Annotated in this window: 23 protein-coding genes and 2 tRNA genes; 12 read left to right on the forward strand and 13 right to left on the reverse strand. The window is 74.7% G+C overall.

All coding sequences use genetic code 11. The features are described 5' to 3' along the window. Positions 1-9: 9 nt before the first annotated feature. Both AC3AQ1_RS02020 and AC3AQ1_RS02025 read right to left on the reverse strand, forming a co-directional pair. Positions 10-534 (reverse strand): redoxin domain-containing protein, encoded by a 525-nt coding sequence (locus AC3AQ1_RS02020; protein ID WP_234417900.1) that lies wholly within the window; start codon positions 532-534, stop codon positions 10-12. Then, complete coding sequence (locus AC3AQ1_RS02025) at positions 492-914, reverse strand: DUF3052 domain-containing protein (protein ID WP_108717623.1); 423 nt, start codon at positions 912-914, stop codon at positions 492-494. Before AC3AQ1_RS02025 ends, AC3AQ1_RS02020 begins: the two co-directional genes overlap by 43 nt. 280 nt (positions 915-1194) lie before the next feature. Here AC3AQ1_RS02025 and aceE point away from each other — a divergent pair, with 280 nt between their 5' ends. Further along, the gene (gene aceE / locus AC3AQ1_RS02030; RefSeq protein WP_108717624.1) at positions 1195-3954 is read left to right on the forward strand and encodes a pyruvate dehydrogenase (acetyl-transferring), homodimeric type; all 2760 of its coding nucleotides are present in this window, start codon (positions 1195-1197) and stop codon (positions 3952-3954) included. A 120-nt stretch (positions 3955-4074) separates the two neighbouring features. On the opposite strand, the gene AC3AQ1_RS02035 is transcribed toward aceE, so the two are convergent. Then, a complete protein-coding gene (locus AC3AQ1_RS02035) occupies positions 4075-4722 on the reverse strand; it encodes a hypothetical protein (RefSeq protein WP_159096340.1) in 648 nt (215 codons plus the stop codon). 191 nt (positions 4723-4913) lie between these two features. Here AC3AQ1_RS02035 and AC3AQ1_RS02040 point away from each other — a divergent pair, with 191 nt between their 5' ends. From AC3AQ1_RS02040 to AC3AQ1_RS02060, 5 genes are all read left to right on the forward strand, one after another. Continuing rightward, the gene (locus tag AC3AQ1_RS02040; RefSeq protein WP_370445315.1) at positions 4914-6095 is read left to right on the forward strand and encodes a PucR family transcriptional regulator; all 1182 of its coding nucleotides are present in this window, start codon (positions 4914-4916) and stop codon (positions 6093-6095) included. A 78-nt stretch (positions 6096-6173) separates the two neighbouring features. Continuing rightward, positions 6174-7148, forward strand: coding sequence for an ACP S-malonyltransferase (locus AC3AQ1_RS02045; RefSeq protein WP_108717626.1), 975 nt, complete (start codon positions 6174-6176; stop codon positions 7146-7148). Next, positions 7145-8173 (forward strand): beta-ketoacyl-ACP synthase III, encoded by a 1029-nt coding sequence (locus AC3AQ1_RS02050; protein ID WP_108717627.1) that lies wholly within the window; start codon positions 7145-7147, stop codon positions 8171-8173. Before AC3AQ1_RS02045 ends, AC3AQ1_RS02050 begins: the two co-directional genes overlap by 4 nt. A 124-nt stretch (positions 8174-8297) precedes the next feature. Further along, positions 8298-8546, forward strand: coding sequence for an acyl carrier protein (locus AC3AQ1_RS02055; RefSeq protein WP_108717628.1), 249 nt, complete (start codon positions 8298-8300; stop codon positions 8544-8546). A 114-nt stretch (positions 8547-8660) separates the two neighbouring features. After that, positions 8661-9881, forward strand: coding sequence for a beta-ketoacyl-[acyl-carrier-protein] synthase family protein (locus AC3AQ1_RS02060; RefSeq protein WP_108717629.1), 1221 nt, complete (start codon positions 8661-8663; stop codon positions 9879-9881). A gap of 91 nt (positions 9882-9972) precedes the next feature. Here the strand turns inward: AC3AQ1_RS02060 and AC3AQ1_RS02065 are convergent, their stop codons facing one another. The 3 genes from AC3AQ1_RS02065 to AC3AQ1_RS02075 form a co-directional block, all read right to left on the reverse strand. Continuing rightward, the gene (locus AC3AQ1_RS02065) at positions 9973-10470 is read right to left on the reverse strand and encodes a DUF3145 domain-containing protein (RefSeq protein WP_108717630.1); all 498 of its coding nucleotides are present in this window, start codon (positions 10468-10470) and stop codon (positions 9973-9975) included. A 177-nt stretch (positions 10471-10647) separates the two neighbouring features. Further along, positions 10648-11133 (reverse strand): peptide deformylase, encoded by a 486-nt coding sequence (def, locus tag AC3AQ1_RS02070; RefSeq protein ID WP_108717631.1) that lies wholly within the window; start codon positions 11131-11133, stop codon positions 10648-10650. Continuing rightward, on the reverse strand, positions 11133-12272 hold the full coding sequence (locus AC3AQ1_RS02075) for a hypothetical protein (RefSeq protein WP_108717632.1): 1140 nt from the start codon (positions 12270-12272) through the stop codon (positions 11133-11135). The genes def and AC3AQ1_RS02075 overlap by 1 nt, the downstream gene beginning before the upstream one ends. Positions 12273-12448: 176 nt before the next feature. Here AC3AQ1_RS02075 and AC3AQ1_RS02080 point away from each other — a divergent pair. The 3 genes from AC3AQ1_RS02080 to AC3AQ1_RS02090 all read left to right on the forward strand — a co-directional run bounded on the left by AC3AQ1_RS02080 (position 12449) and on the right by AC3AQ1_RS02090 (position 13780). Continuing rightward, positions 12449-12522: transfer RNA gene (locus AC3AQ1_RS02080), tRNA-Ile, on the forward strand. 44 nt (positions 12523-12566) lie between these two features. Next, the gene (locus AC3AQ1_RS02085) at positions 12567-13112 is read left to right on the forward strand and encodes a hypothetical protein (RefSeq protein WP_108717633.1); all 546 of its coding nucleotides are present in this window, start codon (positions 12567-12569) and stop codon (positions 13110-13112) included. Then, complete coding sequence (locus AC3AQ1_RS02090; protein WP_108717634.1) at positions 13109-13780, forward strand: ThuA domain-containing protein; 672 nt, start codon at positions 13109-13111, stop codon at positions 13778-13780. Before AC3AQ1_RS02085 ends, AC3AQ1_RS02090 begins: the two co-directional genes overlap by 4 nt. Here AC3AQ1_RS02090 and AC3AQ1_RS02095 read toward each other — a convergent pair. The 5 genes from AC3AQ1_RS02095 to AC3AQ1_RS02115 all read right to left on the reverse strand — a co-directional run bounded on the left by AC3AQ1_RS02095 (position 13777) and on the right by AC3AQ1_RS02115 (position 16406). Then, a complete protein-coding gene (locus AC3AQ1_RS02095) occupies positions 13777-14580 on the reverse strand; it encodes an ABC transporter permease (protein WP_108717635.1) in 804 nt (267 codons plus the stop codon). The genes AC3AQ1_RS02090 and AC3AQ1_RS02095 overlap by 4 nt on opposite strands. Continuing rightward, the gene (locus AC3AQ1_RS02100) at positions 14577-15389 is read right to left on the reverse strand and encodes an ABC transporter ATP-binding protein (RefSeq protein ID WP_108717636.1); all 813 of its coding nucleotides are present in this window, start codon (positions 15387-15389) and stop codon (positions 14577-14579) included. Before AC3AQ1_RS02100 ends, AC3AQ1_RS02095 begins: the two co-directional genes overlap by 4 nt. Then, positions 15386-15823, reverse strand: a complete 438-nt coding sequence (locus tag AC3AQ1_RS02105; RefSeq protein WP_108717637.1) for a DUF1048 domain-containing protein — start codon at positions 15821-15823, stop codon at positions 15386-15388. The genes AC3AQ1_RS02100 and AC3AQ1_RS02105 overlap by 4 nt, the downstream gene beginning before the upstream one ends. A gap of 1 nt (position 15824) precedes the next feature. Beyond that, positions 15825-16154, reverse strand: a complete 330-nt coding sequence (locus AC3AQ1_RS02110; protein ID WP_159096341.1) for a PadR family transcriptional regulator — start codon at positions 16152-16154, stop codon at positions 15825-15827. A 179-nt stretch (positions 16155-16333) separates the two neighbouring features. Further along, positions 16334-16406: transfer RNA gene (locus tag AC3AQ1_RS02115), tRNA-Asn, on the reverse strand. 68 nt (positions 16407-16474) lie between these two features. Between AC3AQ1_RS02115 and AC3AQ1_RS02120 the strand changes: the two genes are divergently transcribed. Together AC3AQ1_RS02120 and AC3AQ1_RS02125 are read left to right on the forward strand one after the other, a co-directional pair. Continuing rightward, complete coding sequence (locus tag AC3AQ1_RS02120; RefSeq protein WP_108717639.1) at positions 16475-17239, forward strand: 1-acyl-sn-glycerol-3-phosphate acyltransferase; 765 nt, start codon at positions 16475-16477, stop codon at positions 17237-17239. Next, positions 17236-18333 carry a glycosyltransferase family 2 protein gene (locus tag AC3AQ1_RS02125; RefSeq protein WP_199916508.1) on the forward strand — a complete coding sequence of 366 codons (1098 nt, stop codon included), beginning with the start codon at positions 17236-17238 and terminating at the stop codon, positions 18331-18333. The genes AC3AQ1_RS02120 and AC3AQ1_RS02125 overlap by 4 nt, the downstream gene beginning before the upstream one ends. 6 nt (positions 18334-18339) lie before the next feature. On the opposite strand, the gene AC3AQ1_RS02130 is transcribed toward AC3AQ1_RS02125, so the two are convergent. Next, positions 18340-19419 (reverse strand): aminotransferase class V-fold PLP-dependent enzyme, encoded by a 1080-nt coding sequence (locus AC3AQ1_RS02130; RefSeq protein ID WP_108717640.1) that lies wholly within the window; start codon positions 19417-19419, stop codon positions 18340-18342. Between the two features lie 71 nt (positions 19420-19490). Here AC3AQ1_RS02130 and AC3AQ1_RS02135 point away from each other — a divergent pair, with 71 nt between their 5' ends. Beyond that, positions 19491-20426: a LysR family transcriptional regulator gene (locus tag AC3AQ1_RS02135; protein ID WP_108717641.1), complete on the forward strand. Its 936-nt coding sequence runs from the start codon at positions 19491-19493 to the stop codon at positions 20424-20426. 8 nt (positions 20427-20434) lie between these two features. Here the strand turns inward: AC3AQ1_RS02135 and dnaG are convergent, their stop codons facing one another. Next, the gene (gene dnaG / locus AC3AQ1_RS02140) at positions 20435-22363 is read right to left on the reverse strand and encodes a DNA primase (RefSeq protein ID WP_108717642.1); all 1929 of its coding nucleotides are present in this window, start codon (positions 22361-22363) and stop codon (positions 20435-20437) included. Positions 22364-22372 lie beyond the last annotated feature (9 nt).

Here is a 22372-nt window from a genome sequence, read left to right on the forward strand (position 1 = left end):
GCTGGCACGCTACCCCGTGAGCGCGGCGACGGCGCGCTGCGCCTCGGCCACGTCGCGCTCGACCCCGCCGGGGCTGGTCGTGGTCCACCGGACCGCGCCCGCGCCGTCGAGCAGCACGGTGCGCCGACGCGGTGTGCCACGGGCCTCGTCGAAGGCGCCGAACGCGGTCGTGACCGAGCCGTGCGGCCAGAAGTCCGAGGCGAGGTCGATGCCGTCGGGAAACTCGAGCGCGGTGCGCCACGCGGCGAGCGTGGCGGGCGAGTCGCACGAAACGACGACGAGCCGGACGGGTGGGGCCGGGCTCGGACTCGTGGCCGACGCGGGAGCGCCGAACGCCGCGGCATGCGCGACCACCTCGCGCGTGCACACGGGCGTGAAGGCGCCCGGCACGAACAGCAGGAGCGCGGGCCGGCCGCGCAGGTCGCGCTCGGTCAGCGCGGCGCCGTAGGGCAGCGCCAGCGTGAACGAGGGCGCCCTCGTCAGCGGCGGCGTCAGCGCCCGCGACCCTTGGCGACGAGGCGCACCCCGAGCCAGGCGGGCGCGGCCGCGATCGAGGTGGTGGTCTGCAGGCCCGCGGTGCGCGCGGCCTCGCCGATCTCCGCGGGGCGGACATGGCCGTGCGCACCCGCCTTGGGCACGAGCACCCAGATCAGGCCGCCGTCGTCGAGTGCGCTCGAGACGTCGACCAGGAGGTCCTCGAGATCGGTGGAGTCGCCGTCGCCCGAGCGCCACCACACGATGGCGGAGTCCGTGACGTCGCCGTAGTCCTCGTCGACGAGCTCGATCCCGAGTCCCTCGAGCGCGTCACGGACGTCCTCGTCGACGTCGTCGTCGTAGCCCCACTCCTGGATCACCTGCCCGGTGCGGAACCCGAACCGGGTTCCCTCGACGCCCGGGTCGCTGGTCGATGCCACGCCTTCTGTCCCTTCGTGATGGAGGTCATGCCGTGCGTCACGGTGGTGTTCGTCACGCCACCGCGCCGTGTCCAGCAGGGTGTGCCCGCGAGACTACCGCCCGCACGCGCCCTTCGCGCAGGTGGGAACGCGCCGTCGGGCCGCCGGGCCCCGGTTGCCAGCCCGCGAGGCCGTCCCGCGCTGGATAGGCTGTGCAAGGCGCCCGACCCACGCGGTCCCGCGCCCGCAGGCCCGGTACTCACGGGTCCGATGGCGGCCCCTGCCACGCGCGCGGGCCCTGATGCTGAAGGAGCGCACGTCTGTGACCACAGCCGACTCCGTCTCGCTCGACGCCGACGACGCCGAGGAGCGCCAGGAGTGGATCGAGTCCCTCGACGCCCTCGTCCACGCCCGCGGTGAGGACCACGCCGCCGACGTCGTGCACGCCGTCCTGGGACACGCGACGCAGCGTGGCCTCCAGGTGCCCGGCGTCGTGACGACCCCGCACATCAACACGATCGACCCCGAGGACGAGCCCGAGTTCCCCGGCGACGAGGAGGTCGAGAACCGCTACCGCGACTACCTGCGGTGGAACTCCGCGGTCATGGTGACGCGGGCGCAGCGCCCGGGGGTCGCCGTCGGCGGCCACATCTCCTCCTACGCGTCGGTGGCCACGCTCTACGAGGTCGGCCTCAACCACTTCTTCCGCGGCAAGGACCACCCCGGGGGCGGCGACTCCGTCTACTTCCAGGGCCACGCCTCCCCCGGCATGTACGCCCGCGCGTTCCTCGAGGGTCGCCTCTCCGCGGACCGGCTCGACGGCTTCCGCCAGGAGCTCTCCCACCCCGCGGGCGGCCTGCCGTCCTACCCGCACCCCCGGCTCATGCCGGACTTCTGGGAGTTCCCCACCGTCTCGATGGGTCTGGGCCCCGCGAGTGCGATCTACCAGGCGTGGACGAACCGCTACCTGCACCTGCGCGGCATCAAGGACACCTCCGAGCAGCGCGTCTGGGCCTTCCTCGGCGACGGCGAGATGGACGAGCCGGAGTCGCGCGGTCTCCTCCAGCACGCCGCGAACCAGAAGCTGGACAACCTCACGTTCGTGGTGAACTGCAACCTGCAGCGCCTCGACGGCCCGGTCCGTGGCAACGGCAGCATCATCACCGAGCTCGAGGGCTTCTTCCGCGGCGCCGGCTGGAACGTCATCAAGGTCGTCTGGGGCCGCGAGTGGGACGACCTGCTCGCCAAGGACACCGACGGCGCGCTCGTCGACCTCATGTCCACCACGACCGACGGCGACTACCAGACCTTCAAGGCGGAGTCGGGTGCGTTCATCCGCGAGCACTTCTTCGGGCGCGACCCGCGCACCAAGGAGATGGTGGCCGACCTGTCCGACGACACCATCTGGGCGATGAAGCGCGGCGGCCACGACACCCGCAAGATCTACGCCGCCTACAAGGCCGCGACCTCGCACGTCGGCGCGCCGACGGTGATCCTCGCGCACACCGTGAAGGGCTACGGGCTCGGCCCGCACTTCGCCGCGCGCAACGCGACGCACCAGATGAAGAAGCTCAAGCCGGAGGACGCCAAGCTCCTGCGCGACGCGCTCGACATCCCGCTCACCGACGCCCAGCTGGAGGAGAACCCCTACCTCCCGCCGTACTTCCACCCCGGCTTCGAAGCCCCGGAGATCGAGTACATGATGGAGCGCCGACGCACGCTCGGCGGCTTCGTGCCCGAGCGCCGCTCGGAGCACAAGCCCGTCACGCTGCCCGGCGACAAGACCTACGCGCTGCTCGCGAAGGGCTCGGGCCAGCAGGAGGTCGCCACCACGATGGCGTTCGTCCGGCTGTTCAAGGACCTCGTCAAGGACAAGGAGTTCGGCAAGCGGATCGTGCCGATCATCCCCGACGAGGCCCGCACGTTCGGCCTGGACTCGATCTTCCCGAGCGCGAAGATCTTCAACACCCTCGGCCAGAACTACCTCCCGGTGGACCGCGAGCTCATGCTGAGCTACAAGGAGGCCGAGGCCGGGCAGATCATGCACACCGGGATCAACGAGGCCGGCTCGGCCTCCGCGTTCCAGGCCGTCGGCACGTCCTATGCCACGCACGGCGAGGTCCTCGTGCCGTTCTACATCTACTACTCGATGTTCGGCTTCCAGCGCACGGGCGACCAGTTCTGGGCGGCCGGGGACCAGATGACCCGCGGCTTCCTCGTCGGCGCCACGGCCGGGCGGACCACGCTGACCGGCGAGGGCCTTCAGCACGCCGACGGCCACTCCCCCCTGCTCGCGGGGACCAACGCGGCGGTGGTGCACTACGACCCGGCCTACGGCTACGAGATCCGGCACATCGTGCGCGACGGCCTCGAGCGGATGTTCGGACCGGACGGCGCGCAGGGTCTCCTGCCCGGCGAGCGCGACCGCAACGTCATCTACTACCTCACGGTCTACAACGAGCCGATGCTGCAGCCGGTCGAGCCGGAGAACGTCGACGTCGAGGGCATCCTGCGCGGCATCTACCAGCTCGCGGCGCCCGACGGCGAGGGACCGCAGGTGCAGCTCCTCGCCTCCGGCGTGGCCGTGCCGTGGGCGCTCGAGGCGCGCCAGATCCTCGCCGAGGAGTGGGGCGTGCGGGCCGGCGTGTGGTCGGTGACCTCGTGGTCGGAGCTGCGCCGCGAGGCCCTGGCCGCCGACCGGGAGGCGTTCGTGCACCCCGACCGCGAGCCGCGCGTGCCCTACCTCACGCAGAAGCTGCAGGGTGCGGGCGGCCCGTTCGTCGCGACGTCGGACTACGACCACCTCGTGGCCGACCAGATCCGGCAGTGGGTGCCCGGCGACTACGCGGTGCTCGGCGCCGACGGGTTCGGCCTGTCCGACACCCGCCCGGCCGTGCGGCGCCACTTCCTCATCGACAGCCACTCGCTGGTCGCCAAGGCGCTGCAGACGCTCGCCCGCCGCGGCGAGATCGACCGGTCGGTGCCGGCGCAGGCCGTGGAGCGCTACCAGCTGCTCGACGTGACCGCGGGTCGCACCGGCTCCGCGGGTGGGGACGCCTGAGCCTCCCGGCTCACCACATCGCACGCACCACATCGCACGCACACGACGGCGAAGGGGCGCCTCCCGAGCGGGAGGCGCCCCTTCGCCGTCGTACGTCGTGCTAGTGCGGGTGCGGGTGCGTCAGGCCTGCTGCTCCTTCTCCGCGTAGGCCACGAGGTCCTCGACGTCGTCGAGGCGGGGCGAGCCGGAGGACTCCAGCAGCGAGTCGAGCAGGCGCCGCGCCTCGGCGACCCGGCCGGACTCCAGCGCGGCGAGCACGATCTCGCGGCCGGCCTCGACGTCGCGGCTCGCGAGCTCCCAGTGCGCCACGCCGAAGGCGATCGCCTCGGCGGAGGCGCCGGCGTCGCGCAGCATCGCGACGGCGTGCGTGAGGGCGAGCCCGGTGGTCTCGCGCTCGCACGCGAGGCTGAGCCGACGCATCGCGGCCTCGTGGTCCGAGCCGAGCGAGAGCCGGGCGAGCACGATGAGCGGCAGCCAGGCGCGGGGCTGGCCCGCGAGCTCCTCGGCCAGCGCCCACACGGCGTGGTTCTGCCGCACCTGCGGGTCGACGTGCTCGGCGACGAGCGGGTCGGGCTGCGTGCCCTCGTCCGCGCGCTCGCGCACGATCTCGACGAGCGCGTCGAACGCGTCCTCGTCGTTGGGGTCGGCCGCGAGCACGGCCCGCAGCTCGTCCTCGCGGGGGGTCGTCTCGCGGTGCGTGAGCGTCTTCTTCGCGCCCTCGGGATCGTGCCGCTCGGCGAGTCGTCGCAACCAGCTCATCAATGCCATTTCTTGACCATATCGGGATCCTGGCGAACCGGCACGGGTGCTACCCCCGCTCTGCCCGTCCGCACCCGCGTCCGCCGAGGCCGCACCCGGCCCGACGGCGTGCCTCGCCCGGCCGCGCGGCCCACCCGTCCTTGTGCCTCCTCTACAACAGGCGGGCGCCGGTGACGACACGGCGGCAGTATCCTCGGCGCGTGAGAAGGCGCGCCGACCCGGAGACGATCGCCCGCCTGCGCCAGCGCACCGCGATGCTCACGGCCGCCGCGACGCGCCGCCTGGACGCCGAGGCCGCCTGGTACCGCGCCCTCCCGGCCGACGACCGGTCGTGGATCGGCGTGGTGGCCTCCTCCGGCATCACCGCGTTCATCGACTGGTACGAGAACCCGGCGCCCACCACGTACAACGCGGCCGAGATCTTCCGCGCCGCGCCGCCGGAGCTCATCCGGTCCATCTCGCTGCAGCACGCGCTCGCGCTCGTCCGCCTCATCGTCGAGGTGGTCGAGGCGCACACGGGTGAGATCGCCACGCCCGCGGGCGAGTCGGAGCTGCGCGAGGCCGTGCTCGTCTACTCCCGCGAGGTCGCGTTCTCCGCGGCCGAGGTCTACGCCCGGGCCGCCGAGGCCCGCGGCGCCTGGGACGCGCGCACCGAGGCCCTCACGGTCGACGCGATGCTGCGCGGTGACGACGACGACAACCTGCGCAGCCGCGTCGCGACGCTCGGCTGGGCGGGCACAGGCCAGGTGATGGCGGTGGTCGGGACCGTGGAGTCGCCCGTGCACGAGGGCATCGCGTCGGACCTGCGGCGCGCGGCGCGCCGGGCCGCGGGCGACGCTCTGGTCGGTCTGCACGGCAACCGCGCCATCGTCATCATGGGCGGCCCCGGCCCGCTGCGGGCGGCGGCCGACGCCCTGCTCCCCCTGCTCGGACCCGGCCCGGTGGTGCTCGGCCCGCCGGTCGACGACGTCATGCGCGCGGGCCACTCCGCGCGGGTCGCCCTCGCGGGCCTGGCCGCCGCACCGGGCTGGCCGGGCGCGCCGCGGCCCGCGGCCGCGCACGACCTGCTGCCCGAGCGGCTGCTCGGCGGCGACGCCGAGGCGGCGCGCACGCTGGGTGAGGAGATCGTCGCCCCGCTGGAGGCCGCGGCCGGCCCGCTGGTGGAGACGCTCGGCGCCTACCTGGACTCCGGCCGCTCGCTCGAGGCCGCCGCCCGGGCCCTGTTCGTGCACCCCAACACGGTCCGCTACCGGCTGCGCCGGGTGACCCAGGTGACGGGCTGGGACGCCACTGACGCGCGCGAGGGGTTCGTGCTCCAGGTGGCCCTCGTGGTCGGTCGGCTGGGGCGGACGCCGGTCGCGCGCCCCTCGGTGACTCCGTAGGTTTCCTACAAAGAGCCCGCGGCGCCTTCGTCCGCGCCGTGACCCGTTGCGGCCTTCCCGAGACGGCATGCTTGCCTGGTGCTCGCCATCCTCGCGCCCGGACAGGGCGCCCAGACCCCCGCCATGCTCGCGCCCTGGCTGGAGCTGCCCGGCGTCGCCGACCAGCTCGGCGAGCTCGCCGAGGCGGCCGGTGTCGACCTCCTCGCGCACGGCACCGTCTCCGACGCGGACACCATCCGCGACACCGCGATCGCGCAGCCCCTCATCGTCGCGGCGTCCCTGCTCTCCTTCCGTCAGCTGCTCGCGCGCCTGGACGCCACGGCGACCGACGTCGCCGACGTCGCCGCCGGGCACTCCGTGGGCGAGCTCGCCGCGGCCGCGGTGGCTGGCGTGCTGACCGACGCCTCCGCCGTCGCGCTCGTCGGCGAGCGGGCGCGCCTCATGGCGAGCGCGGCCGCCGAGAACCCGTCCGGCATGGCGGCGGTGCTCGGCGGCGACCCGGACGAGGTCGCCGCCGCCATCGAGGCCGCCGGCGCGTGGCCCGCGAACGTCAACGGCGGCGGGCAGGTCGTCGCCGCCGGGACGCACGAGGCGATCGCCGCACTCGTGGCCGCACCGCCCGCCAAGGCGCGCGTCGTGCCGCTGCAGGTGGCCGGCGCCTTCCACACCCCCCTCATGGCGAGCGCCGGCACCGCGTTCGCGGCCGTCGCCGCGTCGTGGGAGGCCACCGACCCGGTGCTCCCGCTGCTGTCGAACGCCGACGGCGAGGTCGTGACCGACCGGCACGACGCCCTCGCGAGGATTGCGCGTCAGATCACCTCGCCCGTGCGCTGGGACCTGTGCCAGGCGACGCTCGCCGAGCGGGGCGTGACCGCGGTCCTCGAGCTCGCGCCCGGCGGCGTCCTCACAGGGCTGGCCCGGCGTACGCTGCCCGACGTGGCCCGCGTGGCCATCAAGAGTCCGGACGACCTCGGGGCCGCGGCCGAGCTCGTCGCCGAGCACGCGCTGAGCCGGACCGAGACCCCACAGACGGGACGCAAGGGAGACGCATGACCCAGCTCACCTCGATCCAGCCGGTCGCCGGGACCCGCATCCTCGGGATCGGTGGCTTCCGCGGCGAACGCGTGGTGCCGAACGACGAGATCATCGCGCCGATCGACTCCAGCGACGAGTGGATCCGCCAGCGCACCGGCATCGTGACGCGCCGCCGCGCTGCGGAGAGCACCACGATCCTCGACATGGCGGTCGCGGCCGCGAACGAGGCGCTCGAGATGGCCGGCACGACGCCGGACGAGCTCGACGTCGTCCTCCTGTCGACGGTCACCTACTTCGAGCAGACCCCGGCCCTGGCGGCCCGCGTGGCCGACGCGATCGGCGCCACCCCCGCGGCGGCGTACGACGTGTCCGCGGCGTGCGCCGGCTACTGCTACGGCATCGGCCAGGCCGACGCGCTCGTGCGCTCGGGTCAGGCGCGCAAGGTGCTCGTGATCGGCGTCGAGCGGATGAGCGACTTCATCGACCCGACCGACCGGTCGATCTCGTTCCTGCTGGGCGACGGCGCCGGTGCGGCCGTCGTGGGTCCCGCCGACGTGCCCGGGATCGGGCCGACCGTCTGGGGCGCCGACGGCTCGCTCGCCGGCCACATCTACCAGACCGACAGCTGGCTCAACCTGCGCGAGGGCACCGGGAACGACACGCCCGCGGACATCCAGGGCGGCACGTGGCCCACCCTGCGCCAGAACGGGCCGAGCGTCTTCAAGTGGGTCATCACGAACGTCCCGGACATCGCCCGCCGCGCGGTCGAGGCGGCCGGGCTCACGATGGCCGACATCGACGTGTTCGTCCCGCACCAGGCGAACCTGCGGATCACCGACCAGCTCGTGAAGACCCTCGGGCTGCGCGAGGACGTCGTGGTCGCGCGGGACATCGTGGAGACCGGGAACACCTCGGCCGCCTCCATCCCGCTCGCCACCGAGCGCCTGCTCCGCGAGGGCCAGGCCCGCTCGGGTCAGGTCGCGCTGCAGATCGGCTTCGGCGCGGGGATGGCGTTCGCGGCGCAGGTCGTGCTGCTGCCCTGACGCACTCCCCCGCGCCGAACCACCGCCGCGGGCAGCCTGCCGCTCCCGACGGCGGACTGCTGGAACACTGGACCCGCACATCGAACCGACCGGGCGAACCCCGCCCCGCACCAAGGAGAAGAGCATGGCTTTCACCGAGCAGGAGATCCTCGCCGGCCTCGCCGAGATCGTGAACGAGGAGACCGGTCTGCCGGCCGACTCCGTCGAGCTCGACAAGTCCTTCACCGACGACCTCGACATCGACTCGCTGTCGATGATGACGATCGTCACGCAGGCCGAGGACAAGTTCGGCGTCACCATCCCGGACGACGAGGTCAAGAACCTCGTCACCGTGGGCGACGCCGTCTCGTTCATCGCCGGCGCCCAGGCCTGAGCACGTCCCCGCGGCACCCGCCGCGGTGAGTCGACGGGGCGTCCGGCCGCGAAGCGGCGCCGGGCGCCCCGTCGACGTCGTCCCCCACCACCCGCTCGGAACGAGGAGACAACGATGAGTGACGCGAACGTCGTCGTGACCGGGCTCGGCACCACGTCGCCGCTCGGCGGGAACGTCGCCGACACGTGGTCGGCCGCACTCGCCGGCACCCCCGGCGCCGCCACGCTCGAGCACGCCTGGGTCGAGCGCTACGAGCTGCCCGTGCGCTTCGCGGCCGAGGTCGCCGTCGAGCCGGCCGAGGTGCTGTCGGTGCCCGAGACCCGCCGGATGGACCGCTCCGCGCAGCTCGCGATGATCGCGGCGCGCGAGGCGTGGGCCGACGCGGGCACGCCCGAGGTCGACGGTCTGCGGCTCGGCGTCGTGATCGGCACGGGCCTGGGTGGCCTCTGGACGCTCATGAACGCCTGGGACACGCTCAAGGAGCGCGGCCCGCGCCGCGTGCTGCCCCTCACGGTCCCGATGCTCATGCCCAACTCCTCCGCCGCCTACGTCTCCATCGAGCTGGGCGCCAAGGCGGGCACGCACGCCACCGTCTCCGCGTGCGCCTCCGGCGCCGAGGCGATCGCCTACGCCAAGGAGATAATCGCCACCGGTCGTGCCGACGTCGTGGTCGCCGGCGGCACCGAGGCGTGCATCCACGCGCTGCCGATCGCGGCCTTCGCGCGCATGCAGGCGCTCTCGACCCGCAACGACTCCCCCGAGACCGCATCGCGACCCTACGACTCCACGCGTGACGGCTTCGTCCTCGGCGAGGGGGCCGGTGTCGTGGTGCTCGAGCGCGAGGAGTACGCCCGCGCCCGCGGCGCCCGCGTGTACGGGCGGATCGCCGGTGCGGGGCTCAGCTCCGACGCGGGCGACATCGCCGCCCCGGACTCCGCCGGCCAGGCCCGCGCGATGCGCGACGCGCTCACCGACGCCGGCCTCACGCCGCAGGACGTGGTGCACGCCAACGCGCACGCGACCTCCACGCCCGCCGGCGACATCGGCGAGGCCGAGGCGATCCACAGCGTGCTGGGCGACGTCGTCGTCTCGGGCACGAAGTCCATGACCGGGCACCTGCTCGGCGGCGCCGGCGCGCTCGAGACGATCTTCACGGTGCTGGCGCTGCGCGACCGCGTGGCTCCGCCGACGATCAACCTCACGACACCGGACCCGCGCCTGCCCGTCGACGTCGCCACGGCGCCGCGCCGCCTGCCCGAGGGCGACATCGCGGCGCTGAACAACTCCTTCGGCTTCGGCGGCCACAACGTGAGCCTGCTGGTCACCACCGTCTGACGCCCGAGGTGCCCGACGGCGAAGGCCCGGTCCGTACGGACCGGGCGTTCGCCGTCGGGCAGGGTCGGAGAACGGCGGTGGGCCGGGCGCCTCAGCCGACGCGGTGCAGCCAGCGCACGGGCGCGCCGGCGCCGGCGTAGCGGAACGGCTCGAGCTCGTCGTCCCACGCCTGGCCGAGCGCGAGGTCGAGCGCCTCGGCGAGCCGCGTGGGGTCGCCGGCGTACACGAGGGCGGCGCGGATGCGGTCCTCGGGGACGACGACGTTGCCGACGCGGTCGGTCTGCGCGTGGAAGATCCCGAGCCCGGGGGTGTGCGACCAGCGCGACCCGTCGGTCGTGGTGGTGGCCTCCTCGGTCACCTCGTAGCGCAGGTGGTCCCAGCCGCGCAGTGCGGAGGTCAGCCGCGCGCCCGTGCCGACGGGGCCGGTCCAGGACAGCTCGGCGCGCATCGTGCCGGGCGCGGCGGGCTGCGGCGTCCAGTCGACGACGGGACGCCCGCCGAGCACGGACGTCGCCGCCCACTCGACGTGCGGGCACAGCGCGCGGGGCGCTGAGTGCACGAAAAGAACACCGCGGGTGGTACCCGGCATGTCGACCCTCCTCACTCGAGATACGTCTTCCCCAACGAATCTCGCCCGAGGCGGTGCGGCACGCACGAACGGCGTGGCACCACTATGCCCCACCCGGGGCCTGCGCGCACCCCCGAACGGGGTCTCGGTGCTGATCGCGGGCACACTTCGCACAGCGGCCGTGGCGGGCGAGGGCTGCTACAGCGTGCGCAGCGCCCGCATCGCCTTGATGCGTACGTCCTTGTCGAGCCGGTCGAGGTAGAGCATGCCGTCGAGGTGGTCCACCTCGTGCTGGATGCACCGGGCCATGAGCCCCTCGCCCTCGACGACGACCTCCTCGCCGTCGAGGTTCGTTCCGACCGCCCGGGCGTACCACGCCCGCCGGGTCGGGAACCACAGGGACGGCACCGAGAGGCAGCCCTCGTCGCCGTCCTGCACCTCGTCCTGGCTCAGCTCTACGATCCGCGGGTTGAGCACGTACCCGAGGTCGCCGTCGATGTTCCAGGAGAAGGCGCGCAGGCTCACGCCGATCTGGTTGGCCGCGAGGCCGGCCCGGCCCTCCCGGTCCACCGTGTCGAGGAGGTCGGCGACGAGCGCACGCACGCCGTCGTCGACGACCCGGACCGGTGCGCACGGCGTGCGCAGGACCGGGTCGCCGACGATGCGGATGTCACGCAGCGGCATCAGACGATGCGCCAGGCCGCGCTGTCGTAGAGGCCCCACGTCGGGTCGTAGACGATCCAGGTGGTCTCCGCCGGGACGTCCAGCACGATCACGCCGCTGACGGTCGCTCCGGGCTGGATGTCGTCCGGCAGCGCGTTGTCCGGGTTGCAGAACAGCGAGTCGTCCCCGAGCTCGAGGCTGTTGGAGTCGGAGTACGGCGTCATGTCGATGTAGCCGTTCATGCTGAACGCCTCGGTCGCGTCCGCCGGCACCTCGACCTGGAACTCCAGGCCGATGTAGCGGCCCTCGGGCCCCGAGCCGAAGCCCGCGTTGCACTCCGCGTCCCACGTCACCTTGGTGAGCGTGACGTTCGCCGCCACCTCGTCGTCGAACCCGGGCGCGGCGAACGGGGCGCCGATCGCGACGGCCGTGCTGCCCGCGGGCGGCGTGGCGCCGGCCGGGGCGTCCTGCGTCGGCGCGGTGGTCGGAGCGGCCGAGGTCGGGGCGGCCGAGGTCGGGGCGGCCGACGACGGCTCGTCCGACGGCGCGTCCGAGGAGGGAGCGGCCGAGGTGGGCGCGTCGGCCGAGGTCGGAGCCGGCGACGGGTCGTCGTCGCCGCCGCCGAAGAGGTTCGCCAGGAGCACGATCACCAGGACGAGGACGACGGCGCCACCGGCGATGATGGCGATGAGCGGACCCTTGCCCTTCTTGGGCTCACCCGGCCCACCGGGGCCGCCGAAGCCGCTCGAGCCTCCGGGACCGCCCGGGACGCCGGAGCCCGGCTGCCCGGGTCCGCCGGCGTAGCCGCCGGGGTTGTAGACGGGCGCACCGCTCGCGCCGAAGGACAGCTGCTGGGTCTCACCGGAGTACGGGGCGGGGGCCGGCGGGTACGCCGGGCCCGAGCCGGTCGGGATCTGCGTGGTGGGGTCGACACCGCCGGTCGGGCCCCACGCCTGTCCGGCGGCCGCACCGGCCGCGGCACCCGCGACGGGGGCGCTCGGGGCGGTCGGGGTAGTCGGGGCCGCGGGCGTGTCCTCGACCCAGAACTGCCAGCCCTGCGGCGGCGTGGGCCAGGACGGGTCGGGCTGCCACCCCTCGGGCGGGGACCAGTCCGACGGCGGGGTCGGCCATCCGGGCGGGGGGTTGAATCGGTAGCTCATGGTGCCCTCCTAGGTGCGTGCGAGGCGATCCTTCCAGAGCGGGGCACCCCCGCGTGGGCTCATCTCGTCTCTCGGCCGGATGTGTCAGACACCCCGCCGGACGGCGACGAACGTTGGAGGATGGCAGAACCGGAGCACCGACGCAACTAGGATCGACGGGCGGCGCGAGCCGCCTCGCCCCGTTAGCTCAGCCGGTCAGAGCAGCGGACTCATAATCCGTCGGTCGTGGGTTCAAGCCCCACACGGGGCACCGTCTGTCGGGGGCACCGGGCACGCCGGGACTAGCGTGAGTCCATGGGTCTGCTGCGCCGCTCCCCCGCGTCCCCGCCCGAGACGACCTCCGCCGTCGTGCCCGATGCGCGCCTCAAGGCGCTCGGTGGCGGCAAGGTGCTCGCCCGCGTCGCCCTGAGAGGCGGCGGGACCGCCGCGGCGACCGTCCCCGCCCTCGTGATGGTCGCGACGGCGGACCCCACGGCGACCGACGAGGACCAGGCGGTCACGGTGCCCTGGGAGCTCACGGACGGCGCGGAGTGGCTCGCCGACAGCGCCACCCTGCTCGTGCGCGCGCTCGACGGCGCCGAGCACCGCCTCCCGCTGCCCGACGGCGAGCGCACCTTCCCGCAGGTCGTGCGCGAGCGGGTGGAGGCCTCGATCGTGCACGTGCAGACCCGTGACCTCGGCCGTGGTGTCACGGTCCGCGCCGCGGTCCGCCGCTCGGCGTCGGGCGACCTCTCCAGCCAGGTCACGGTCCTGGGCGCGGCCACGCGCACGGCGGCGATCGACCGCGCGGGCGAGGAGCTCGAGCGCGAGGTGCGCTCCGCCGTCGGGCTGCGCGCGTGAGTGCCGCCGTCGTCCTGTCCGGCCGTGGCCGGTACGCCGACCCGTGGCACCCGTTCGAGGAGACCTCGGGGCGGATCGCGCGGCTGCTGCGCAACGAACTCGAACTCGCGGTCGACGTCGTGCCGACGGTGCCCGACGCCGTCGTGGCCGTGTGCGCCGGGCCGCGGCGACCGGACCTGCTCGTCGTCGATGCCGGCGGCGGGGCGCACTCCGACCCTCCGGACGACGCGTGGCGCGCCGCGCACGCCGCTCTGACGGCACTCCTCGCGACCGGCGTCCCGCTGCTCGGCGTGCACGGGGCCGCGAACGCGTTCACCGACGTCCCGGCGTACCGCACCGCACTCGGCGGCCACTGGGTCGAGGACGTGTCCTTCCACCCCGAGCGTGGCCCCGCGCACTTCACGACCGCGTCCGAGCACCCGATCCTCGCGGGCCTCACGGCCGTGGACGTGCCCGACGAGGAGCGCTACTCCGCGCTCGAGCGCGACGCCGACGTGGGCCCGCTGCTGACGCACGTGCACGACGGCGTCACGCACGTCAGCGCGTGGGCGCGCGAGGACGCACGGGGCCGGGTCGTGTTCGACGCGCTCGGGCACCACGGACCGTCGTACGACGCACCCGCCCGGTGCGACCTGCTGGTGCGGGAGGCGCGCTGGCTCACCGCCTAGGCCAGGCGGCGCCGGTAGACCCGCACGGCCAGCGCCCAGAACAACACGAGCAGGCCCACGCACCAGGCGACGGCGACCCAGATCTCGCTCCCGACCGGCTCCTGGGCGAACAGCGCTCGCACGGTGTCCACGATCGACGTGACGGGCTGGTGGTCCGCGAACCAGCGCACAGGCGCGGGCATGGACGCCGTCGGAACGAACGCGGAGCTGAGGAACGGCAGGAGGATGAGCGGGTAGGCGAACGCGCTCGCGCCGTCGACCGATCGCGCGGACACGCCCGCGAGGATCGCCAGCCACGTGAGGCTCAGCGTGAGCAGCACGAGCAGGCCTGCGACGGCGAGCCACGCGGGCACGCCCGCCCCCGTGCGGAACCCGATCGCGAGCGCCAGCGCGACGACGAGAACGAGCGAGACGAGCGTCGCCGCGAGCGAGGTCACCACGTGCGCGGCGAGCACGCTCGACCGCGCGATCGGCATCGACTGCAGCCGCTCGACGATCCCGCCCTGCAGGTCCTGGAACAGCCGGTAGGACGCGTAGCTCACGCTCTGCGCGATCGTGATCACGAGGATCCCGGGCAGGAGGTAGTCGACGTACGGCCCGCCGCCCGGCCCCAGATCGATCGCGCCGCCGAACACGAAGACGAAGAGCAGCAGGAACGCGATCGGCAGCACCGCCGTCGTGATGATCGTGTCCGGGCTGCGCGTGACGTGCCGCAGCGAGCGACGCGTCAGGACCACGGTGTCGGCGACGGCGACGGCGTCGACGGTGGCGGCGACGACGTGCCCGCCCTGGGCGCTCATCGCTGCGTCCCTGCGGAGGGAGTGGCCGGCTCGCCATCGTGCCCACCCGAGCCGATCAGTGCGAGGAAGACCTCCTCGAGGGAGGGCTGCCGCTCCACGGAGGTCACCTCGACCCGCGGCAGGAGCGCGCGCAGCTCGGCGAGCGTGCCGTCGGCGATGACGACGCCGTCGTGCAGGATCGCGATGCGGCTGGCGAGCTGCTCGGCCTCCTCGAGGTATTGCGTGGTGAGAGGCACGGAGGTGCCCGCCTCGGCGAGGGCCCGGACGCCGCACCACACCTCGTGCCGGGCCTGCGTGTCCAGACCCGTGGTCGGCTCGTCCAGCAGGATCACGGGCGGCTCTCCGACCAGGCTCATCGCGAGGTCGAGCCGGCGCCGCATGCCGCCGGAGTACGTGCCGGCGGGCCGGTCGGCCGCGTCGGTGAGGGAGTAGCGCTCGAGCAGGTCGGTGGCCACGGACGCCGGGTCGGCGAGGTGCCGCAGCTGCGCCACGAGCACGAGGTTCTCCCGGCCCGTGAGGACCTCGTCGACCGCGGCGACCTGGCCCGCGAGGCTGATCGCGGAGCGCACGAGGTCGGGGCGGGCGACGACGTCGTGCCCCGCGACCGACGCGGTGCCGGCGTCCGCACGCAGCAGCGTGGCGAGGATCCGCACGAGCGTCGTCTTGCCCGCGCCGTTCGAGCCCAGCAGCGCCACGATCGTGCCGCGGGCGACGCGCAGGTCGACGCCGCGCAGCACCGCGAGCTCGCCGTAGGACTTCACGAGACCGCGGACGTCGATCGCGAGCGGGGCCGCGCCGGCCGTGCTCACGACGCACCCCCGCCCGAGGTGGGCCGCTCGCCGTCGGGCGCCTCGCCGTCGGGCGCCTCACCGTCAGGGACGGACGGGTCCGCCTGGGCGGCGCGGTCGATGGTCTCGACGAGCCGCCGGCGCTCCTTCGCGACCCACTGACCCTCGGCGTAGCCGGACAGGAAGTCCTCGACGAACGCCACGGGATCCTCCCCGACAAGGGCGCGCACGGGCGTGCGATCGGCGACGGCGCCGGCGAAGATCTCGTCGAGGTCGTCGAGCATGCGCACGAGCGAGTCGCCGCCGACCATGCCGCCGGCGTGCATGAGGTAGCGCTCGACGCCCTCCTGCGCCGTGCGGTAGGGCTCGGGCAGCGCACGCAGGCGCGCCCGGTGCTGGCGGTACCGCTTCTTCTCCTCCAGCGGTCCGGTCACCTTCTCGATCCAGCCGGTCATGTCACTGTCCTTCCGCACGGAGCTGTCCGAGCCGCTGGGCGAGGAAGCTCCACGTCCCCCAGAACTCCGCGAGGCTCGTCCGGCCCGCGTCGTTGAGCGTGTAGACCTTGCGTGGCGGGCCCTTCTGCGACGCCACGCGTTCGACGTCGACGAAGCCGCGCTGCTCGATGCGCACGAGGAGCGCGTAGACCGTGCCCTCGGCGATGTCGGTGAAGCCGCGGTCCCGCAGGCCCGCCGTGATCTCGTAACCGTAGGCGGGGCGCACGGCGAGGATCGCCAGGACGATCCCCTCGAGCGTGCCCTTGAGCATCTCGGTCATCTGCCTGCCCACCGCAACCTCCTCGCTACTCAGTGGTGCTGAGTACCGGTACAAAGTAACGCTGAGTACCGGGCGGTCACGAGGGGGCAAGAGCGGCGGACGGGGGGTGACCGGCGCGGGCCGCGGCGCCGCCCGGGCATGACGAAGGCCCCCGACCCGCGCATCTGCGCTGGTCAGGGGCCTCGTGTGTGCTCCCGCAACTGGACTCGAACCAGTAACCGTCCGATTAACAGTCGGATGCTCTGCCAATTGAGCTATGCGGGATCGCCCGGAAGACTCTACCAGCGCCGCGGACGTGGGACGAACCGCCGGACGTGCGCCATGCTCGAGTCATGCCGCAGGACTCCCCCGCCCGGCCCGTGACCCTCGACGACGTCGCCCGGACGCGTCGCCTGCCGGTCCCGCCGATGTCCGCGACCCGCGCGCGCCGGATCCTGCTGCGCAGCGTGGGCCGCGACCTGCGCCGCGGCCTCGCGCGGGTCGCGATCGCCGGGGAGCCGCCGCGCACGGGCGCCGTCCTCGCGCCGAGCCACGTCTCGTGGTGGGACGGCTACCTCCTCACCGGGATGGCCGGCCTGGTCGGCCGCACGGGCTCGGTCATGATGGCGCGCCCGCAGCTCGACGCCTTCCCGTACCTGCGGCTCGTCGGGGCACGGCCCCCGAGTGCGGTCCCCGCCCTCGCGCGCGACGCCGCGACCGGGCGGTGGGTCGTCGTGTTCCCCGAGGGCGAGATCCGCGCACCCGGCGCACCGTTTCCCACCCTGCACGACGGCGCAGCCTGGGTCGCGCGTCGCGCGAGCGTCCCGCTCGTCCCCGTCGCCCTGCGGGTGCTGCAGCGCGGTCGGCGCACGCCCGAGGCGTTCCTCCGCTTCGCCGAGTCGCTCGACGCGGCCTCGCCGAACCTCCGGGGCACGACGGCGCAGCTCGCCCACGCGCTCCGGCTCGCCGAGGAGCGCCTCGACGCGGACGTCGCGGGCACCCCGCCCGACGACGTGCCGCGCGGCTACCGGGTGGTGCTGCACGGCCACGACGGCGCGCCGCGCGAGACGTCGCCGGCCAGCCGGCTCCTCGCGGCGATGACGCGGGGTGTCGAGTGAGCACAGCGGGCGCGCGGGTGGCGCGCGTCGTGACGGGGGTGTCGCTCGCCGTCGTGGGCACGCGACTGGCCACCCTCGCCGTGAACGCCGCGACGATCCCGGTGCTGCGCCCGACGCCGGGCGTGCCGCCCGCGCGGCGGGTGTCGGTGCTGGTCCCGGCTCGGGACGAGGCCCGGACGCTGCCGACCACGCTGCCCGCGCTGCTGCGCCAGGGCGCGCACGAGGTCCTCGTGCTCGACGACGGCTCGAGCGACGACACCGCCGCGACGGCGCGAGCGCTCGGCGCCCGCGTCCTCACCGGCGCTCCGCTGCCGGAGGGCTGGGCGGGCAAGCCCTGGGCGTGCGCACAGCTCGCCGAGGCGGCCACGGGCGACCTGCTGCTGTTCACCGACGCGGACGTGACGTGGGCCGACGGCGGTGTCGCGGCGCTCGTGGCCGAGCACGCGCGCACGGGCGCCGCGCTCACGAGCGCCTGGCCGCGTCAGCGGCTCGCCTCGGCCCAGGAGCGGCTGCTCACCCCGCTCGTGGACGCCGCGATGCTCGGGCACCTGCCCTACCCGTTGATGCGGGCCGGACTGCGCGGCGCCGTCGCGGCGAACGGGCAGGTCATGCTCACCGATCCCGCCTCGTACGAGCGGGTCGGCGGGCACGGCGCCGTCGCGGGATCGGTGCTCGACGACGTCGGGCTCGCGCTCGCGTACCAGCGCGCGGGCCTGCCGGTCGCACTCGCCCGCGGCGACGATGCGGTGTCGGTGCGGATGTACGACTCCCTCGGAGCGTCGGTGGCGGGCCTGGCCAAGAGCACGCCGGGGCTGCACGGCGGCTCGCGCGCCGCCATGGTCGGCTCGGCGCTCACCTACCTCGTCGCATTCCTCGGGCCGTGGCTCGTGCCGCCCACCGGCGCGACGCACCTCGCCCGACTGCTCACGCTCGTGGACCGGGCCGTCGTCGCCGCGACCACCGGTCGGACGGCGCCCGCCGACCTCGCCGAGGGCCTGCTCGGGCCCCTCACGCCACTGCTCGCGGTGCCCGTGTACGCGCGCGCGCTGCGGCGCCGGGTGGTGTGGCGCGGGCGCAGCTACCCGGCCCGCTGAGCGATCTCAGGCGGCCGCTCGACGGGCCGTGCGCAGCACCTCGAGCGCGCGCGCCACGTCGCGCTCGTCGTTCCACAGGTGGAAGGACAGCCGCACGTTGCCGCCGCGCCCGGCCACGCGCAGGCCGGCGGCCGCGAGCGCGGCGCGGTGCTCGCCGTCGGGGTCGGGCAGGGAGACGACGGCGGACCCGCGCGGGGCGAGCCCGAGGCCCGCGAGGAGGGCGTCGGCGAGGGCGACGTCGTGTGCCGCGATCGCGTCAGGCGGCCGGGTGAGGACCGCGGCGATCGCCTCGAGGCTCGCCGCGGCGCCGACGAACGCGAGCCACGCCGGCGAGACGTCGAACCGCCGCGCGTCCGGCGCGAGCGCGGGATCGACGCCGTAGCAGCTGTCCCACACGTCCGCCCCGGCGTACCAGCCGGCCAGGATCGGCCGGACGAGGCGCTGCGCGCGGTCGGACAGCGTGGTGAACGCGACGCCGCGCGGGCAGCACAGCCACTTGTACGCCGAGGTCACCGTGACGTCGAAGCGCCCCGCCTCGACCGGGAGCCAGCCCGCGGCCTGGGTGAGGTCGGCGAGCGTGAGCGCGCCGACCGCCGCGGCCGCGGCGAGCACGCCCCCGACGTCCGCGACGGCTCCCGTGCGCGAGGCGACGACCGAGAAGGCGACGAGGTCGCAGCCCTCCGCGACGGCGTCGGGCAGGGCGGCGGCCGGTACCGCGCGGACCGTCACGCCGCGGTGGGCGTGCTGGAGGAACGGGTAGGTCACGGAGGTGAAGTCGTCCTCGACGACGACCACGCGGGCGCCGTCGGGCAGCGACGCGGCGACCGTGCCCACGGCGGCCGAGGTCTGCGAGCCGACCGCGACGCGAGCCGTCTCGACCCCGACGATCCGCGCGAACGCCGCGCGGGCGCGCTCGACGTCGGCGCCGAGCGTCACCGGGCAGGTGCGCCCCGCGGCCCAGTCTGCGAGTGCGGACTGCATCGCCACGACGGCGGAGCGCGGCGGGATCCCGCACGTCGCGGCGTCGAGGTTGCCCGGGTCGGGCGCGAAGGCGGCGCGGAGATCCCTCAGGTGGTCCGTCGGCATGCCTCCACCCTGCGGCGAGGCACACGCATCACACGAGCGACAGTCTTGACACCGATCCATAAGATGGGCCTATGAACGAGGTCCTCGACGTCGGCGCACTCCGGCTCCTCCAGGCGATCCGCGACCGCGGCACCCTCACCGCGGCCGGCGAGGCGCTCGGCGTGAGTCAGCCTGCCGTGAGCCAGCACGTCCGGCGCCTGGAGCGGCGCCTCGGCACGTCGCTGCTCGTCCGGTCCGGTCGCACGGTACGCCTCACCGAGGCGGGCGAGGTGCTGGCGCGCCACGGCGAGAGCGTCTCGGCCGCCCTGCGTGCGGCGACGGCGGAGGTCGCCGCTCTGACCGGCCTGCGCTCCGGCGTCGTGCGCCTCGCGGCGTTCCCCTCCGCGAACGCGACGCTCGTTCCGCGTGCCCTGGCCCGCCTGCGGGCCGAGCACCCCGGGCTCACCGTGCGCCTGGAGGAGGTCGAGCCGCCCGAGTCGCTCGCGCTAGTCCGCCAGGGCGCGGCGGACGTGGCACTCGCGTTCACCTACCCGGGCGTCGAGCTCGGCCGCGGCGAGGACGACCTCGCCGGGCTCACGGTGCTCCCCCTGCTCGAGGACCCGACGCTGCTCGCCGTGCCCGCGGGGCACCCGCTCGCGACGGCGGAGCACCCCCGCCTGCGCGACGCCGCCGAGGAGCGGTGGATCGCCGGCTGCCCCCGGTGTCGCGGCCACCTCCTCGCGGCGGGTCAGGACGAGGGGTTCGTGCCCGACGTCGTGCTCGCGACCGACGACCACTCGGCGCTGCTCGGACTCGTGGCCGCCGAGCTCGGCGTCGCGCTCCTGCCCGGGCTGGTGGCGCCCGTGGCGCGCGGGCGGGACGACGTCGTGCTGCGCAGCGTCCTCGGCGTCACGGCGCGCACGGTGCAGGCCGTGACCTCACCGGAGCTGCTCGGGGTGCCGGCCGTGGCCGCGCTGCTCGAGGCCGTACGGGCGTCGGCGCAGGAGTCGGCGGCGTCCGCGGCCTGAACCGAGCCTCAGGCGGCGCCACCGGTGAGGCGGTGCCGCTCCTCCTCGAGCTGGTAGATCCGCGTCCACGCCTCGCGCTGGGCGGGGTCGGACGGCTCCATCGCCTGGGCGCGGCCGCGCAGGTTCGCGATCTCGCGAGTGATGCCGAGCCGCCGCAGCGCGAGCACGACGCCCGCCGCGTAGTCCGCGACGTCGTCCTCGGTGGTGGGCAGCGGCGCGACCGTGAGCTCGCGGACGAACGCTCCGATCCCCTCCGGCGCGCCCTCCAGCACGTCGGCCAGCCAGCGGGGAGGCGCGTCGACGCCGGCCGCTGCTCCCCCGGCGGCTCGGAGCGCGTCGTGCACCGCGCGGTGCACGGGCAGGGTGAACGTGTCGCCGGCGAGCGCGTCGAAGCCCGCGCCCGCCGCGGCGGTCGGCGCCTGCAGCGCGACCTCGAGCACCTGGCGCTCCAGGCGCGCGACCGGGTCGTCCGGCACCGGGGTGCGGCGAGGCGCGCGATCGAGGCGAGGCTCGCCGTCGTCCGTTTCGCGCTCACGGCCGCCGCCCTGCCCGGCCGCACCACCCTGGCCGCCGCGCGGCCCGCGCTGCACCTCGCGGCGCACGTCCCCCGGATCCATCCCGAGCCAGCCCGCGAGCTGGCGTGCGTACTCGGCGCGCAACGCGTAGTCCCGGATCCCGGCGACCACGGGCGCGGTGACGCGCAGCCCCGCGACCCGGCCCTCCGCCGTCGAGAGGTCGACCTGGGCGAGCACCGAGCGGATCGCGAACTCGAACATCGGCTCGCGGCCGGCGACGAGCGCGCGCACCGCGGCGTCGCCGTGCGCGACGCGGACCTCGCATGGGTCCATCCCGTCGGCGGACACGGCGACGAACGTCTGCGCCGCGAAGCTCTGGTCCTCGCCGAACGCGCGCAGGGCGGCCTTCTGGCCCGCCTCGTCGCCGTCGAACGTGAACACGACCTCGCCGCCGATCGCCCGCCCCGACGACAGGAGTACGCCGGTCGCGCCGGTCGCGGAGTCGCCGAGCAGGCGCCGCACGATGCGCGTGTGGTCGCTGCCGAACGCGGTGCCGCACGTCGCGACAGCGGTGCCCACCCCGGCGAGGTGACACGCCATGACGTCGGTGTAGCCCTCCACGACGACCACCTGGCGACCGGTCGCGATGGCCTTCTTCGCGAGGTCGATCCCGTACAGCACCTGCGACTTGCGGTACAGCGGCGTCTCGGGGGTGTTGAGGTACTTCGGGCCGGGATCGTCGTCGTAGAGGCGGCGCGCGCCGAAGCCCACGGTGTCGCCGGTGAGGTCGCGGATCGGCCAGATCAGGCGGCCGCGGAACCGGTCGTAGTGCCCGCGGTTGCCCTGCGAGACGAGGCCGGCCGCCGCGAGCTCGGCCTGGGTGAAGCCGCGGCCCTGGAGGTGACGCATGAGTGCGTCCCAGCCCTGCGGGGCGTACCCGACGCCGAACGTCGTGGCCGCCTGGCGGTCGAAGCCGCGCTCGGCGAGGAACGCCCGCCCGGGCGCCGCCTCCGGGGTGACGAGCTGCTCGACGAAGAACTCCGCCGCCGCACGGTTCGCCTCGACCAGCCGCTGGCGCTTGCCCGGCTCCTCGCGGGGGCGGGCGGGTCCGCCGTCGTCCTCGTACCGCAGCTCGACGGCGTAGCGTCCCGCCAGGCGCTCGACGGCCTCGCCGAACGGGAGGTGGTCGATCTTCTGCACGAAGGAGATGACGTCGCCGCCCTCGCCGCAGCCGAAGCAGTGCCACAGGCCCATCTGGGGACGGACGTTGAAGCTCGGGGTGCGCTCGTCGTGGAAGGGGCACAGGCCCTTGAGCGACCCGACGCCGCCCGGCCGGAGCGAGACGTGCTCGCCGACGACCTCCTCGATCCTGGCCTTCTCCCGGACCGTCGCGATGTCCTCACGACGGATGCGGGCAGCCATGACCGCGAG

The sequence above is a fragment of the Miniimonas sp. S16 genome (genome assembly GCF_057748195.1).

What these genes read in the sequence shown, in the direction of transcription:
- dnaG (WP_108717642.1), bottom strand. Translation starts at nt 22,363, where the DNA reads ATGGCTGCCCGCATCCGTCGTGAGGACATCGCGACGGTCCGGGAGAAG.
- AC3AQ1_RS02075 (WP_108717632.1), bottom strand. Translation starts at nt 12,272, where the DNA reads ATGAGCTACCGATTCAACCCCCCGCCCGGATGGCCGACCCCGCCGTCG.
- AC3AQ1_RS02055 (WP_108717628.1), top strand. Translation starts at nt 8,298, where the DNA reads ATGGCTTTCACCGAGCAGGAGATCCTCGCCGGCCTCGCCGAGATCGTG.
- def (WP_108717631.1), bottom strand. Translation starts at nt 11,133, where the DNA reads ATGCCGCTGCGTGACATCCGCATCGTCGGCGACCCGGTCCTGCGCACG.
- AC3AQ1_RS02085 (WP_108717633.1), top strand. Translation starts at nt 12,567, where the DNA reads ATGGGTCTGCTGCGCCGCTCCCCCGCGTCCCCGCCCGAGACGACCTCC.
- AC3AQ1_RS02060 (WP_108717629.1), top strand. Translation starts at nt 8,661, where the DNA reads ATGAGTGACGCGAACGTCGTCGTGACCGGGCTCGGCACCACGTCGCCG.
- AC3AQ1_RS02095 (WP_108717635.1), bottom strand. Translation starts at nt 14,580, where the DNA reads ATGAGCGCCCAGGGCGGGCACGTCGTCGCCGCCACCGTCGACGCCGTC.
- AC3AQ1_RS02035 (WP_159096340.1), bottom strand. Translation starts at nt 4,722, where the DNA reads ATGGCATTGATGAGCTGGTTGCGACGACTCGCCGAGCGGCACGATCCC.
- AC3AQ1_RS02105 (WP_108717637.1), bottom strand. Translation starts at nt 15,823, where the DNA reads ATGACCGGCTGGATCGAGAAGGTGACCGGACCGCTGGAGGAGAAGAAG.
- AC3AQ1_RS02050 (WP_108717627.1), top strand. Translation starts at nt 7,145, where the DNA reads ATGACCCAGCTCACCTCGATCCAGCCGGTCGCCGGGACCCGCATCCTC.
- aceE (WP_108717624.1), top strand. Translation starts at nt 1,195, where the DNA reads ATGCTGAAGGAGCGCACGTCTGTGACCACAGCCGACTCCGTCTCGCTC.
- AC3AQ1_RS02065 (WP_108717630.1), bottom strand. Translation starts at nt 10,470, where the DNA reads ATGCCGGGTACCACCCGCGGTGTTCTTTTCGTGCACTCAGCGCCCCGC.
- AC3AQ1_RS02130 (WP_108717640.1), bottom strand. Translation starts at nt 19,419, where the DNA reads ATGCCGACGGACCACCTGAGGGATCTCCGCGCCGCCTTCGCGCCCGAC.
- AC3AQ1_RS02135 (WP_108717641.1), top strand. Translation starts at nt 19,491, where the DNA reads ATGAACGAGGTCCTCGACGTCGGCGCACTCCGGCTCCTCCAGGCGATC.
- AC3AQ1_RS02120 (WP_108717639.1), top strand. Translation starts at nt 16,475, where the DNA reads ATGCCGCAGGACTCCCCCGCCCGGCCCGTGACCCTCGACGACGTCGCC.